We start from the raw sequence: 13,311 nt of genomic DNA, 5'->3' as shown, positions 1-13,311 counted from the left end.
GGGTGGGTTGGGGTGGGGGCTCTCTCCACGAGTCACACTGTGGAGAGAGCCCCCACCCGTCACGCTACGCGTGCCGACCTCCCCCGCAAGCGGGAGAGGTAAAGCAAGAAAGCCGTTGGCGCCGAAACCTCAGGAGAGCCCGCATGGACCAGTCGATCGGCGCGCAGGAGCAGCCCCGTTACATCAAGCTCAACGAGCGCGACAATGTCGCGATCGTCGTGAATGATTTCGGCCTGCCCGCCGGCTCCCGCTTCGCCTCGGGCCTGACGCTGCGCGCCTTCGTGCCGCAGGGCCACAAGACCGCGCTGGAAGACATCGCCGAAGGCGCGCCGATCATCCGCTATGGCGAGGTGATCGGCCACGCGCTTAAGCCGATCCTGGCCGGCGAATGGGTCGACGAGGCGCGCATCCGCATGCCCGAGGCGCCGCCGCTCGATCAGCTCGAGATCGCAACCGCGGTGCCGCCCGTCCTGCCGCCGCTCGAAGGTTTTACCTTCGAAGGCTATCGCAATCCCGACGGCTCGGTCGGCACCAAGAACATCCTCGGCATCTCCTCCTCCGTGCAATGCGTCAAGGGCACGATGGAATATGCCGTCAAGCGCATCCGTACTGAGCTCTTGCCGAAATATCCCAATGTCGACGACGTCGTGCCGCTGACCCACGCCTATGGCTGCGGCGTCGCGATCACGGCGCCCGACGCCGTGGTGCCGATCCGCACCCTGCAAAATCTCGCGCTCAATCCGAATTTCGGCGGCGAGATCCTCGTGGTCGGGCTCGGCTGCGAGAAGCTCGCGCCGGAACGGCTGGTGCCGGAAGGCATCAGCGACGCCATCGTGCGGATGCAGGACGAAGCCTTTGACGGCTTCGGCGCCATCGTCGACGCGATCATGACCCAGGCCGAGGCCAGGCTGAAGGTGCTCAACGCCCGCACGCGCGAGACCTGCCCGGCCGCCGATCTCGTGATCGGCCTGCAATGCGGCGGCAGCGATGCGTTCTCCGGCGTCACCGCGAATCCCGCGGTCGGCTTCGCCGCGGACCTGCTGGTGCGTGCCGGCGCCACCGTGATGTTCTCGGAAGTGACCGAGGTGCGCGACGCGATCCAGCTTCTGACCCGCCGCGCCGTCAACGAGGATGTCGGGCGCGCGCTGATCCGCGAGATGGCATGGTACGACGCCTATCTCGCCCGCGGCGGCGCCGACCGCAGTGCCAACACCACGCCGGGCAACAAGAAAGGCGGGCTCGCCAACATCGTCGAAAAATCCTTGGGCTCGATCGTCAAGTCGGGCTCCGGCCCGATCGCGGGCGTGCTGTCGCCCGGCGAGAAGGCGCGGCAGAAAGGCATGCTGTTTGCGGCTACTCCTGCAAGCGACTTCATCTGCGGCACGCTGCAGCTCGCCTCCGGCATGACCTTGCAGGTGTTCACCACCGGCCGCGGCACGCCCTATGGCCTCGCCGCCGCGCCCGTCATCAAGGTCGCGACCCGCAGCGAGCTGGCGCGGCGCTGGAAGGATCTGATCGATTTCGACGCCGGCTGCATCGCGACCGGCGAGAAGACCATCGAGGAGACCGGCTGGGACCTGTTCCGGCTGATCCTCGACGTCGCGAGCGGGCGGACAAAACCGTGGTCGGATCGCTGGGGCATCCACAACGATCTGACGCTGTTCAACCCGGCGCCGGTGACCTAGGACCGGCGCCGATCATCAACGCGCATGGAACTCGCTGAACAGACATTCACCAGCGTGGCGAAATGCTCATGTTCCGCGCGTTGAATCGCCCGAATTGATGTCCCACGTCCTCAGCAACAGGAGGACGTTCCATGAAACAATCGCAGCACTTCCTCGACAATGCGGAGAACTGCGCGCAGCTTGCCGAGCGCGCCGACGACGAGCCGACCTACAATCGCTTCAAGCGTATGGAAGCGGCCTGGCGCGCGCTGGCCAAGGAGCAGGATTGGCTCGACGGCGAGAGCTCGCCGTCGGAAACGGCAGCCTGAATCCGAAGGTGGTCCGTGCGCGATAAATCAAATGTCGCCGCGGGCCGCTTTCTATTCGGCGCTGCGCTGCCGCTGCCAGCGCAGCAGATAGGCCTGCAGCCGCCAGATGATCGCCGACAGCACGACACCAACCAGCATCAGCACCACGACCGCGACCATCATGCCCGAGGCCTCGCCGCGCGCCTCCGACTCGATGATGAGACGGCCGATGCCGCGCTCGGCGCCGATGAATTCGCCGACGATCACGCCGATCAGCGCAAAGGAAATGGCGGGCGTCAGCGAGGCAAACACCCAGGCCATCGTCGAGGGGATCACCACGGTGCGGGTGATCTGCCACTCGCTGGCGCCGAGCAGACGCGCAGCATTGGTAAAACCCTCGTCGATCGAGCGCGCGCCCTCGAAGGTGTTGAAGAACACCAGGAACACCACGACGATCCAGGAGGTCACGATCTTCGACATGTCGCCGATCCCGAACGCCAGCACGATGATCGGCGCCAGCGCAATCCGCGGGATCGAATTCACCGCGGTGATGAAGGGCTGGAAAATCGCGCTGAGGCGGTCGGATCGCCCCAGGATCAGCCCGGCGACGAAACCGCTGACCACGCCGGTGACGAAGCCGAAGAAGGTATTCTTCAGCGTGATGGCGGTCGCCGCCCAGAGATTGTTCTCGTTGCGCGCCAGGCACTTTGCGAAGTCGCCGTTGAACCAGCCGTTGAAGACGCCGAGCTTCGATTTGAGGCAGCTCTGGATCAGGAAATTCTCGTAGATCATCGACGGCTTCGAGATGAAGTACGGGTCGAGCAGATCCGGCACCAGCCACGGCAGTTTCGCCCGCAGGTCGTAGCCCCATTGCCACACCGACAGCACGATTGCGCAGATCAGGACCTGCCAGCCGATCGTGTTCATCATGCTGTACCGCTTCATGGGCTGCGGCCCTTGACGAATTCCTCGCCGAGCGAATGCCAGATGTGCTGGAACAGCTCGGCATAATGCGGGGTCTCGCGCACCTTCACCGCATCGCGCGGGCGGGCGAAGTCGACCTCGAACATGTCCTTGATCCGGCCCGGCCGCGCCGAGAACAGGATGATGCGGTCGGCGAGCGTCAGCGCCTCGCCGCGATCGTGGGTCACGAACAGCACGGTCTGCTGCTCGCGTTCCCAGATCCGGAGCAGCACCTCGTGCATGTCGATCTTGGTGTGGGTATCGAGCGCGCCGAACGGCTCGTCCATCAACAGGATCTGCGGCTCGACGATCAGGGTCCGCATCAACGCCGCGCGCTGCCGCATGCCGCCCGACAGCGCCGACGGATAGGCGTTCTCAAATCCCTTCAGCCCGGCCTGCGCGACGCATTCCGCGATGCGCGCTTTCCGTTCGCTCACGGCCACGCCCGCGAGCTCCAGCCCATAGCCGATATTGTCGGCCACCGTCCGCCAGGGGAACAGCGTATCGCGCTGGAAGACGTAGCCGACATCGGGCGTCGCCTTGCCGGCGACGACGCGCTTGCCGTCGATCAGGATCTCGCCGCCGGTGGGGCGGATCAGCGAGGCGATCATGTTGAGCACGGTGCTCTTGCCCGAGCCCGACGGCCCGAGCAGCGCGACGAACTCGCCGCGCCGGACGTCGAAAGTGACGTCGCGCACCGCCTCGATCGTGGTTTTGGCAAGCTGGAACGACTTGCACAGGCCGTTGACCTCGACGCGGCGGTCGGCCGAGGCGCGCGGTGACAGAGTGACGCTCGTCTCGAGCGCGCTCAACCCGGATAGGCCTTTCGCGCCGCGTCGATCAGGTTGGAGTTGACCACGTCGGCGATCTTGAGCGGCTTGATGCCGGTCATCTCGCGGAACCAGACCTTCTCGCCGCGCGCAAAGCTTGCGGCGTCGATCGTGCCCTCATAGTCCGCGACCTTCTGGATCGCCGTGATCTCGAGCAGATTGGCGTCACGCGAGGTGCTGCCGACATAGGGCTCGATCGCGTCATAAACCTCCGTCGGCTTGTGCGTCTTGATCCACTGCGACGCACGCCACAGCGCGGTGACGAAGGCCTGCATTTTGGCAGGGTCCTTGTCGATGGTTGCCTGCAGCGTGAAATGCGCGGTCACCGGCACCTTGCCGCCGATATGCTTGTTCCAGATCGCCTCGTCGGTGCCGTCGAACAGCAGTTCACCCCAGCCCTGCTGCTGTGCCTCGTTGAGCAGCGACAGCGAGCTGACCAGGATATCGACCTGCTTCGATTTCAGCGACCCCAGCATGGTGTCGACATTGCCGGTGCCGATCCAGGTCACCTTGTCGTCGAGACCCACGGTTTCCATGTAGTAGGACGCCCAGACATGGTTGGTGCCGCCGAGCGAGGACACCGAGACGATCGGCTTGCGGCCGTCGGGTCGCTTCCATTGGGTGAAGGCCTCCAGCGAGTTGATGCCTTGGTCCTTCAGATCCTTGCGGATGATGAACATCACCGAGTTCGATCGTGTGTCGACCGGCAGCAGCACGCGCGCGGCGCGGCCGTGATTGGTCAGCTGCATCGGATGGGTGACGTCGCCGATGCCGATATCGCCCTGCGACGAGGCGATGATCTCGCGGGTCTTCACGCCGCTGCCGCCCTGCAGCAGCTTGCAGTCGAGCCCGGCTTCCTTGAAGAAGCCGATGCGATCCGCAACAAATTGCGTCTGATAGACCGGCACCGCGACCGGATAGATCGCGCGGCCGGTGGCCGCCTGCGCCCACGCACGCCCCGTAGCCAGCGCCGCGCCGCCGGCGGCGATCACCGTCAGGGCCGATCGCCTCGAAACGTGGGGCATGGCGACATCGGCCATCAGGCGTGCTCCTTGGCCGAGATCCTGTCCAGCGCGACGAGCACCGCGTCGCCCATCTGGACGGTCGACAGCTTCCTCGCACCGGCTTCCGCAATGTCGGCGGTCCGCGCGCCGGACGCAAGCGCAGTCTGCACCGCCTTCTCCAGCAAATCGGCATCCTCAGGGCGGTTCAGCGTCAGGCGCAGCAGCATCGCGACGCTGAGGATCGAGCCGAGCGGGTTGGCGATGCCCTTGCCCGCGATGTCGGGCGCGCTGCCATGCACCGGCTCATACAGCGCCTTGCGCCGGCCGAAGCGATCGACCGGGCCGAGCGAGGCCGATGGCAGCATGCCGAGCGAGCCCGAGGCCATCGCCGCGCAGTCGGACAGGATGTCGCCGAAGATATTGCCGGTCACCATCACGTCGAACTGCCGCGGCTCGCGCACGATCTGCATCGCGGCGTTGTCGACATAGAGGTGGGTCAGCTCGACGTCGGAGAACTCCTCCTTGTGCAGCCTGATCACCTCCTCGCGCCAGACCACGCTGGTCTCCAGCACATTGGCCTTGTCGACCGAGCAGACCTTGTTGCGCCGGGTCCGCGCCAGCTCGAACGCCGAGCGCGCCACGCGGCGGATCTGGTTGGTGGTGTATTGCTCGGTGTTGAAACCGCGGCGCTGGCCATCGGGCAATGTCTCAATGCCGCGCGGCTCGCCGAAATAAATGCCGCTGGTCAATTCGCGGATGATGACGAAATCGACGCCGTCGAGCACCTCGGCCTTGAGCGGCGCCGACGCCGACAGCGCCGGGCTCGCCACGATCGGCCGCAAATTGGCGTAGAGATCGTATTTGCTGCGCAGGCCCAGCAGACTGCCGGCCTTGCGCGCGGCCGCGGGCACTTCGGTCGTCTCCGGCCCGCCGGTCGCGCCCCACAGGATCGCGTCGGCCTCGTCCATCGCCTCGGCCGTGTCCTCGGGCAGCACCTTGCCGGTCGCCAGATACGGGATCAGGCCGTATTGCGCCTCGCGCAGCGTCATCGGCACGTTACGTTTGGCCGCGAACCAGTCGAGCACGCGGCGGGACTGCGCGGTGACCTCGGGGCCGATGCCCTCGCCGCCGACGACGGCGACCTTGACCATGTTGGATTGCGTGCTCATGCAGGTGTCCTTGAAGCGGGTGTCCTTGTAGAATGAATCCAGGGCCGCGCCGCGCGGTCGGCGGCCTGGAAGGCGTGGATCTCGTCGTCGCGCTGCAGCGTCAGCGCCACCTCGTCGAGCCCCTTCAGGAGCCCGTCGCGCCGCCGCGGGTCGATCTCGAACGAATGCCGCGCGCCCGACGGCGAGACGATGGTCTGGGCCTCGAGATCGATCGAGACCTTGCCTGCGCCCTGCGTCGCCTCGATGTCGGCGGCAAGCGAATCCACCACCGCCTTGTCGACGATGACGGGGAGGATTCCGTTCTGGAAGCAGTTGGCGAAGAAGATGTCGCCGAAGCCGGAGCCGATGATGGCGCGGATGCCGCGCTCCTGCAGCGACCACACCGCGCCTTCGCGCGACGAGCCGCAGCCGAAATTCGGCCCCGTCACCAGGATCTCCGCGTCCCGGTACGGCTCGCGGTTGAGAATGAAATCCGGATTCTCCGAGCCGTCGGCCAGATAGCGCAGCGAGCCGAACGCCCATTTGCCGAGCGTGCCGCGGATCGAATTGCCGACCAGGCGCTCGATGCGGATGATGACGTCGGTGTCGATATTGGCGCGCATGATCGGCGCAGCGGTTGCGGTGAGCTTGTCGAACGGTTTCGGCATCACTGGCGTCCCATCATCCTGACATCGGCGATCGCGCCGGCAATGGCTGAGGCCGCCGCGCTCGCGGGGCTCGCCAGATGCGTGCGGGCGCGCGGCCCCTGGCGGCCGACGAAATTGCGGTTCGAGGTCGAGACCGAGCGCTGCCCGGGCGCCACCACCTCGCCATTGGCGGCAAGGCACATCGAGCAGCCCGGCTCGCGCCACTCGAAGCCGGCGTCGATGAAGATCTTGTCGAGCCCCTCGGCCACCGCCTCGCGCTTGACGTTTTCCGAGCCCGGCACCACCCAGGCCCGCACGCCGGCCGCGACCTTGCGGCCACGCGCGACCTCGGCCGCGGCGCGCAGATCGCTCAGCCGGCTGTTGGTGCAGGAGCCGATGAACACCCAGTCGATCGGCGTGCCGGCAATCGGTGCGCCGCCTTGCAGGCCCATATAGTCGAGCGCGGTCTCGATCGCGGCGCGCCGCGCCGGATCGTCGACCGTCTTCGGATCGGGAATGACGCCATCGACGCCGACGACGTGCTCTGGGCTGATGCCCCACGTCACCTGCGGGATGATCTTTTCGACATCGATCACGACCTCGCGGTCGAACACCGCGTCCGGATCGCTCGGCAGCTCGCGCCACGCCTTCACCGCGAGATCCCACATCTCGCCCTGCGGCGCATAGGGGCGGCCGCGCAGGAATTCGAAGGTCTTTTCGTCGGGCGCCACCATGCCCATCTTGGCGCCGAGCTCGATCGAGAGGTTGCAGATCGTGAGCCGGCCCTCGATCGGCAGTGCCCGGATCGCGCTGCCGGCATATTCGACCGCGTAGCCGGTGCCGCCGGCGGCGCCGATATGCCCGATCAGCGCCAGGATCATGTCCTTGGCGGTGACGCCGAGCGGCAGCTTGCCTTCGAAGCGCGCGCGCATCGTTTTCGGACGCTTCTGGATCAGCGCCTGCGTCGCCAGCACATGGGTGAGCTCGCTCGATCCAATGCCGAAGGCGAGTGCGCCGAGGCCGCCATGGGTACAGGTGTGGCTGTCGCCGCAGACGATCGTCGCGCCCGGCAGGCTCAAGCCGAGTTCCGGCCCGATGACATGGACGATGCCCTGGCCGGGCTGGTCGACATCGAACAGCGTGATGCCGCTCGCCGCGGTCTCGAGGCGAAGCGCGGCCAGCAATTCCATGCCGATCTTGCTGGTCCCAGTGCGGCCGGGCGCCGTCGACAGCGCATGGTCCGGCGTCGCGAAGACCAGTTCGGGATTGTGAACCTTGAGCCCCCTGCTCTTCAGGTCGAGCAGGCCGCGCGAGCCGCCGAGATCGTGCAGCAGATGGCGGTCGATATGCAGGAGATCGGTGTCCTCGCTGAGGCGGGCAATGACATGCTGGTCCCAGATCTTCTCGAGCAAACTTCGTCCGGGCATCCGCCTTCCCCTGCTCTTTGCGTTTCCATACGGCTTGATCTTATTGGCGCCAATCTGTGCCAAAGTTGTCGTCAAGTGAAGCAGTTTCGTCCTAACATCACATATGTGATGGAGGTGCGGTAGTTGACCCGCCGCGGAGACAGCCATGCCGAACTCGAATAAGACGGCCATTGTCAAATCGGCCATGCGGACGTTTGCAGTTCTGGAATTCTTTCGGGAAACAAAGCGGGCTGCTTCCGTGACTGAAATATCTTCCGCGTTGGAGATGCCCCAATCGAGCACATCGGTGTTGCTTAGCAGTCTCGTTGAATTGAACTACCTTGAATACGACCGACAGACCCGGCGTTTCATCCCTAGCTACCGGGTAAATCTGCTTGGTGATTGGATCCGTCGTTCTCCGTTCCGTGATACAAAGCTCACCGATCTGATGGAGGAACTCTGGACCGCGACTGGCGGCGAAACCGTGATGCTTGGACAACAGGCAGGCGCCGCCGGGATGCAGTATCTACACGTCGTACGCGGCGGCTATCAGCTTCAGTTCATTGCACATGCTGGTCAAATACGACCGATGGTTCGTACCGCGCTCGGACACGTGCTGCTGAGCCAAATGCCAAACACCAAAATTCGCGGCATCATCCGTCGCAATAACGCTGAGGAGCCGAGTCAGTCGGCGCGCGTTCGCGAGTCGGCCTTTCTCGAAGAGGTCGAGCGCATTCGCCGCCGCGGCTTTTCCGAGTCGAGCGGCCGCACGACGCCGGGCGCAAACACAATAGGCATGCTTGTACCTCTACCCAAGAACGCGCTCCGCTCGCGATCGGCATCGGCGGACCAATCGAACGAATCGCGGCAAAGCGCGCGCGCATCATTGAAGTCATGCAGAGCCGGCTGAAGAAACTGGCAGATGAAGCCAGGCCAGGATTCGTTGAGAAATGACCTCTCAGGACGCTAAACGCGTGCGGGTGACAGAACCGTAGCCCGGATGAAGCGAACGGGTCGCGCTTACGAGCGCCCGATGACAGGCTCCGCGCAATCCGGGGAGTCAGCCGCATCCGCGCGAAGGATCCATCCTCTCCTTCCCCCTGAAAGGGGGAAGGTCGGGATGGGGGTCAGCCGCAGGCGACTCTCTATGAGGAGAGCGCCGATCCCCACCCGCTTTGCTCTGGCGAGCAAAGCGACCTCCCCTTTTCAAGGGGAGGTTAGCTTCATCCGGGCTACTGAATTCCTACGACGCCAGTGCTTCCTCCGGCATCACGACCGCGAGATGCTGGCTTTCGGCCACGGCGCGGTTGGTGATGCGGCCGCGATGGACGTTGAGGCCGGCGCGCAGATGCGGATCCTCGACCAGCGCGCGCAATCCCTTCGACGCCAGCGCCAGGCCGAACGGCAAAGTGGCGTGGTTGAGCGCGTGGCTCGAGGTGACCGGCACCGCGCCCGGCATGTTGGCGACGCAGTAATGCACGATGTCGTCGACCAGATAGGTCGGCGCCTGGTGCGTGGTCGGCTTCGAGGTCTCGAAGCAGCCGCCCTGGTCGATCGCGACGTCGACCAGCACGGCCCGGCGCTTCATGCTGGCGAGCTGCGCGCGCGAGACGAGCTTGGGCGCGCTGGCGCCAGGGACCAGCACCGCGCCGATCACGACGTCGGCGGCGATGATCTCCTGCTCGATCGCCTCCAGCGTGGCGTAGCGGGTGCGGACACGGCCGATGAAGAGATCGTCGAGCGCGCGGAGCCGCGGCAATGAGCGGTCTAGGATGGTGACGTCGCTGCCGAGCCCAGCCGCCATCCGCGCCGCATGGGTACCGACGACGCCGCCGCCGATGATCGCAACCCTTGCCGGCGGAACACCCGGCACGCCGCCAAGCAGCTTGCCCATGCCGTCGGCGGATTTGCGCAGCGCAGCGCCCGCGGCCTCGATCGCGAGCCGGCCGGCGACCTCGCTCATCGGCGCCAGCAGCGGCAGCCCGCCATGCGCATCCGTCACGGTCTCATAGGCGACCGCCGTGCAGCCGGAAGCGAGCAGGCCCTTGGTCTGCGGAACGTCGGGCGCAAGATGCAGATAGGTGAAGAGGATCTGTCCATCGCGCAGCCGGGCCCATTCGGCCGGCTGCGGCTCTTTCACCTTCACGATCATGTCGGCGACGGCAAACACCTCATCGGCGGTATCGGCGATCCGCGCGCCGGCCTGCGTGTAGACGTCGTCGCCGGCACCGATGCCGTCGCCGGCGCCACGCTGCACCACCACCTCATGTCCATGCGCCACATATTCCCGCACCGAGGCGGGCGTGAGCCCGACCCGATATTCCTCGACCTTGATCTCCTTGGGCACGCCGATGCGCATGGTCCGCTCCTTGAATGGTTCGCTTCCGCCAGCCTCGAGCGTATTCCCCGTCACGCGGCGTTTCTCAGCGAATTCCGGCTTGTGCACATCCAGATACGCTCATATCCTTCGTCACAGGCTCAGCTCTTGAAGGAAAACTGCGTGGACGGTTTCGATCGTATCGACCTCAGAATCCTCGGCGAGCTGGTCGCTGACGCCCGCGCGAGCCAGATCGAGCTTGCGGAAAAGGTCGGGCTGTCGCCGACCGCCTGCGCGCGGCGCATCCGCCATCTCGAGGAGATCGGCGTGATCCGCGGCTACCGCGTTGATCTCGAGCCGAGCGCGCTGGGACTTGTGACAACCGTCGTCGTGACCATCACGCTGGAGAAGCAGAGCGAGGACTATCTGGCGGCATTCGAGGCCGCGATCGCGCGGTGCCCCGACGTCGTGTCATGCCATCTGATGTCGGGCAGCGATGACTATCATCTGCAGGTCATCGCCCGCGACATCGCCGACTTCGAGCGCATCCACAAGCAGCATCTGTCGCGGATGCCCGGTGTGGCGCGCATCCATTCCAGCTTCGCGATGCGCGAAGTGGTCCGCCGCACCATTCCAGAGACCGCGCTGCGCGGTTGAGCGCTAGGCAAGGCAGCGAGCACTTTCTGCATCGTCATTCCGCGGCGCGCACCACGCCCCGCTGTCACAAATCTCACTGTCACAAATCGCGCTGTCACAATTGGAGTCTGCCCGCGCCACACGCATTTTTTAGTCGTGATTCCCGGCCGCCTGTGACAGAATTAATACATCCAAATGTCAATTCGGTTAAACGCGGAGCGGTGAATGAGCATGGAGTGGCGGGCACGGCCGGTTTCGCTGGCTTGGTCGAATCCAGTGATCCGGTGGTGGGGCCTGTTGAGCCTCGTCAGCGCCGCCAACATCGCGGTGTGGTTCGCGCTTTACCGTCAGTTCCACGAGCAGGCCAATGGCAGCCTGAGCAACACCTCCGGCATCGGGTTGATGCTGCTGCTCTGCGCCGCCTACGTGTTCGGCTGCGCGTTCCGCTCGGTGCTGCCGCGCGCCGACGTGCAGCGCATCTGCCTGGTCGACACCTGGCTGTCGAGCGTCGTGGTCGGCCGCACCGTCGCCACCGTCGCCGAGGTCTGCTTCGCCGCGCAATGGGCGATCGTGCTGTATCAGCTCGGCACCATGACCGGCGCCGAGACCACCGTGACCATCGCCTGGATCATCGTGCCGCTGATCGTGATCGCGGAATGCTTCTCCTGGTATGCGGTGCTGACCACCCATTATCTCTGCAACGCGATCGAGAACTCGATCTGGGCCGTGGTGTTCTTCCTGGTCGGGATTGCGCTGTGCCGACTGCTGCCCGAGTTTCATGGCCCGGTGCGCTGGGCCTTCATCGTCGCGATCGTCGGCATCGCCGCCTTCCTCGCCTTCCTGATGACCGTCGACGTCCCGATGTATCTGAACCGCTGGCGCGCCAATCTCGCCGCCGGCGGCACGCTGCTGCACCCGCTCGAGGGGCTGCGCGACGTCAGCCGGCGCTGGGTCGTGACCCACGACATCGCCGAGTGGCGCGAGGAGATCGCCTGGATGTCGCTGTATTTCAGTATGGCGGTGTGGTCGAGCCTCGCGCTCTGCGTCGGCTATTCGCTCGAGGACCAGCTGCCGCGCTACCGCACCGAGCCCGTGATCGTCAGCACGAGTGTGACGCCGGCGACCGTGAGCACGACGCCGGCGGCGCAGCGCACCGCCACGATCGAAGCTGCGGCGACGCCCCGCAATTGATCGGTGGCCGCCGGCCGCAGCTTGTGGCCAACAGCGCTTTCGGAGTAAAGGCTGGGGCGTCCCCGCTTATTCATTCGCGCATCCCATGCCCCGCATCACCATCATCGAAACCGGGCTCGTCAGTCCGCAATTCCGCGAGCGCCACGGCAGCTATCCGCAGATGTTCCAGCGGATGGTCGCTGCCGCCGATCCCTCTGTTGCCTGCGACGTCGTGAGCGTCGCCAACGGCGAGGCGCTGCCGGAGCCGGCGGCGCTGGATGCGATCCTGATCACGGGATCGTCGGCCGGCGTCTATGACGATGTCGACTGGATCGCGCCGCTCGAATCCTTTGTGCGTGCGGCGCACGACCAGCGCGTTCCGATGGTCGGCGTCTGCTTCGGCCATCAGCTCATCGCACAGGCGCTCGGCGGCACCGTGCGCAAGTCGGAGAAGGGCTGGGGCATCGGCCGCCACGTCTATCGGCTGGCACCGAACAACGGGCTGATCGCGGGCGAGACGATCGCCGCGGCCTGCTCGCATCAGGATCAGGTGATCACCCCGCCGGCCTCCGCACGCACTATCATGTCATCAGACTTCACGCCGCATGCCGGGCTGCTCTATGCCAACGGCACCACGCTGTCGGTGCAGCCGCATCCGGAATTCACCACCGATTACGCCGATGCGCTGTGCGACCTGCGCCGCGGCCTCGCGCCGGATGCCGTGGTCGAAACCGCCAAGGCGTCACTCGCCGCGCCGCTCGAGCACGCCCGGCTCGGCGGCGTGATCACGCGCTTTCTCACCGGCCGCGCGCCCGCGTGAGGCGATCGCTCAGGTCATGCTGCTCGGCATGAAGCAGCGCACCCGCGGGTGGCCGTCGATATAGTGCTTCCACACCATGGTGCGCCCGATCTTGTTCGGCTCGGTGATCACGGCCTCGTTCGGCACCACGACCCATTCGTCGTCGATGTGCACGCGATAATGGCCGTGATCCGACTCCCAATCGGGATCGGCGACCACATAGCCGTCGGCATCCGAGCAGCATTGTCCGTAACCACTGTGCAGGCTTTCAAACCAGGGTTTTAATGGTGAATTGGCGTAGCGGCCGTCGTCGCGCGCCAGGGTCGGCGATGTCAACCACATCGTCCCAAGCAGCAGTGCCGCACGCGTGATGGCGTGCATGGTGTCGTCTCCGCAGATTTCGATCCCGCTGCGGGCGC

Annotated in this window: 14 protein-coding genes; 6 read left to right on the top strand and 8 right to left on the bottom strand. The window is 65.5% G+C overall.

What is annotated here, in order from left to right; all coding sequences use genetic code 11:
- Positions 1-143: 143 nt before the first annotated feature.
- A complete protein-coding gene (gene garD / locus WDM24_RS09440; protein WP_338830980.1) occupies positions 144-1,685 on the top strand; it encodes a galactarate dehydratase in 1,542 nt (513 codons plus the stop codon).
- A gap of 131 nt (positions 1,686-1,816) precedes the next feature.
- On the top strand, positions 1,817-1,993 hold the full coding sequence (locus WDM24_RS09435; RefSeq protein WP_165126055.1) for a hypothetical protein: 177 nt from the start codon (positions 1,817-1,819) through the stop codon (positions 1,991-1,993).
- Positions 1,994-2,044: 51 nt separating this feature from the next.
- Here the strand turns inward: WDM24_RS09435 and WDM24_RS09430 are convergent, their stop codons facing one another.
- The 6 genes from WDM24_RS09430 to leuC are packed head-to-tail and all read right to left on the bottom strand — an operon-like array spanning position 2,045 to position 7,991.
- Positions 2,045-2,917, bottom strand: coding sequence for an ABC transporter permease (locus tag WDM24_RS09430; RefSeq protein ID WP_338830979.1), 873 nt, complete (start codon positions 2,915-2,917; stop codon positions 2,045-2,047).
- The gene (locus WDM24_RS09425) at positions 2,914-3,747 is read right to left on the bottom strand and encodes an ABC transporter ATP-binding protein (RefSeq protein ID WP_338830978.1); all 834 of its coding nucleotides are present in this window, start codon (positions 3,745-3,747) and stop codon (positions 2,914-2,916) included. Before WDM24_RS09425 ends, WDM24_RS09430 begins: the two co-directional genes overlap by 4 nt.
- Positions 3,744-4,805 (bottom strand): ABC transporter substrate-binding protein, encoded by a 1,062-nt coding sequence (locus WDM24_RS09420; protein WP_338830977.1) that lies wholly within the window; start codon positions 4,803-4,805, stop codon positions 3,744-3,746. The genes WDM24_RS09425 and WDM24_RS09420 overlap by 4 nt, the downstream gene beginning before the upstream one ends.
- Positions 4,805-5,938: a 3-isopropylmalate dehydrogenase gene (leuB, locus tag WDM24_RS09415; protein WP_338830976.1), complete on the bottom strand. Its 1,134-nt coding sequence runs from the start codon at positions 5,936-5,938 to the stop codon at positions 4,805-4,807. The genes WDM24_RS09420 and leuB overlap by 1 nt, the downstream gene beginning before the upstream one ends.
- On the bottom strand, positions 5,935-6,585 hold the full coding sequence (gene leuD, locus WDM24_RS09410; RefSeq protein WP_338830975.1) for a 3-isopropylmalate dehydratase small subunit: 651 nt from the start codon (positions 6,583-6,585) through the stop codon (positions 5,935-5,937). Before leuD ends, leuB begins: the two co-directional genes overlap by 4 nt.
- Positions 6,585-7,991, bottom strand: coding sequence for a 3-isopropylmalate dehydratase large subunit (gene leuC / locus WDM24_RS09405; protein WP_166303436.1), 1,407 nt, complete (start codon positions 7,989-7,991; stop codon positions 6,585-6,587). Before leuC ends, leuD begins: the two co-directional genes overlap by 1 nt.
- A 145-nt stretch (positions 7,992-8,136) precedes the next feature.
- Here leuC and WDM24_RS09400 point away from each other — a divergent pair, with 145 nt between their 5' ends.
- The gene (locus WDM24_RS09400; RefSeq protein ID WP_338830974.1) at positions 8,137-8,880 is read left to right on the top strand and encodes an IclR family transcriptional regulator; all 744 of its coding nucleotides are present in this window, start codon (positions 8,137-8,139) and stop codon (positions 8,878-8,880) included.
- Positions 8,881-9,213: 333 nt separating this feature from the next.
- Here WDM24_RS09400 and ald read toward each other — a convergent pair whose 3' ends face one another.
- A complete protein-coding gene (ald, locus tag WDM24_RS09395) occupies positions 9,214-10,329 on the bottom strand; it encodes an alanine dehydrogenase (protein ID WP_338830972.1) in 1,116 nt (371 codons plus the stop codon).
- Between the two features lie 126 nt (positions 10,330-10,455).
- On the opposite strand from ald, the gene WDM24_RS09390 reads away from it, so the two are divergent.
- From WDM24_RS09390 to WDM24_RS09380, 3 genes are all read left to right on the top strand, one after another.
- Entirely contained in the window at positions 10,456-10,944 is a 489-nt protein-coding gene (locus tag WDM24_RS09390) for an Lrp/AsnC family transcriptional regulator (protein ID WP_338830971.1), read from the top strand.
- 210 nt (positions 10,945-11,154) lie between these two features.
- Positions 11,155-12,114 carry a hypothetical protein gene (locus tag WDM24_RS09385; protein WP_338832356.1) on the top strand — a complete coding sequence of 320 codons (960 nt, stop codon included), beginning with the start codon at positions 11,155-11,157 and terminating at the stop codon, positions 12,112-12,114.
- Positions 12,115-12,199: 85 nt separating this feature from the next.
- Positions 12,200-12,913, top strand: coding sequence for a type 1 glutamine amidotransferase (locus WDM24_RS09380; RefSeq protein WP_338830970.1), 714 nt, complete (start codon positions 12,200-12,202; stop codon positions 12,911-12,913).
- A 9-nt stretch (positions 12,914-12,922) separates the two neighbouring features.
- On the opposite strand, the gene WDM24_RS09375 is transcribed toward WDM24_RS09380, so the two are convergent.
- Positions 12,923-13,273: a hypothetical protein gene (locus tag WDM24_RS09375; protein ID WP_338830969.1), complete on the bottom strand. Its 351-nt coding sequence runs from the start codon at positions 13,271-13,273 to the stop codon at positions 12,923-12,925.
- Positions 13,274-13,311: the final 38 nt, after the last annotated feature.

The sequence above is a fragment of the Bradyrhizobium sp. 27S5 genome (assembly GCF_037217225.1).
GTDB lineage: Bacteria > Pseudomonadota > Alphaproteobacteria > Rhizobiales > Xanthobacteraceae > Bradyrhizobium > Bradyrhizobium septentrionale.
This window is presented reverse-complemented; position numbering and strand designations above follow the sequence as displayed.

Coding starts and splice junctions, on each gene's coding strand:
- WDM24_RS09380 (WP_338830970.1), top strand. CDS start 12,200: ATGCCCCGCATCACCATCATCGAAACCGGGCTCGTCAGTCCGCAATTC.
- garD (WP_338830980.1), top strand. CDS start 144: ATGGACCAGTCGATCGGCGCGCAGGAGCAGCCCCGTTACATCAAGCTC.
- WDM24_RS09420 (WP_338830977.1), bottom strand. CDS start 4,805: ATGGCCGATGTCGCCATGCCCCACGTTTCGAGGCGATCGGCCCTGACG.
- WDM24_RS09400 (WP_338830974.1), top strand. CDS start 8,137: ATGCCGAACTCGAATAAGACGGCCATTGTCAAATCGGCCATGCGGACG.
- WDM24_RS09385 (WP_338832356.1), top strand. CDS start 11,155: ATGGAGTGGCGGGCACGGCCGGTTTCGCTGGCTTGGTCGAATCCAGTG.
- WDM24_RS09375 (WP_338830969.1), bottom strand. CDS start 13,273: ATGCACGCCATCACGCGTGCGGCACTGCTGCTTGGGACGATGTGGTTG.
- WDM24_RS09430 (WP_338830979.1), bottom strand. CDS start 2,917: ATGAAGCGGTACAGCATGATGAACACGATCGGCTGGCAGGTCCTGATC.
- leuD (WP_338830975.1), bottom strand. CDS start 6,585: ATGCCGAAACCGTTCGACAAGCTCACCGCAACCGCTGCGCCGATCATG.
- leuC (WP_166303436.1), bottom strand. CDS start 7,991: ATGCCCGGACGAAGTTTGCTCGAGAAGATCTGGGACCAGCATGTCATT.
- WDM24_RS09435 (WP_165126055.1), top strand. CDS start 1,817: ATGAAACAATCGCAGCACTTCCTCGACAATGCGGAGAACTGCGCGCAG.
- ald (WP_338830972.1), bottom strand. CDS start 10,329: ATGCGCATCGGCGTGCCCAAGGAGATCAAGGTCGAGGAATATCGGGTC.
- leuB (WP_338830976.1), bottom strand. CDS start 5,938: ATGAGCACGCAATCCAACATGGTCAAGGTCGCCGTCGTCGGCGGCGAG.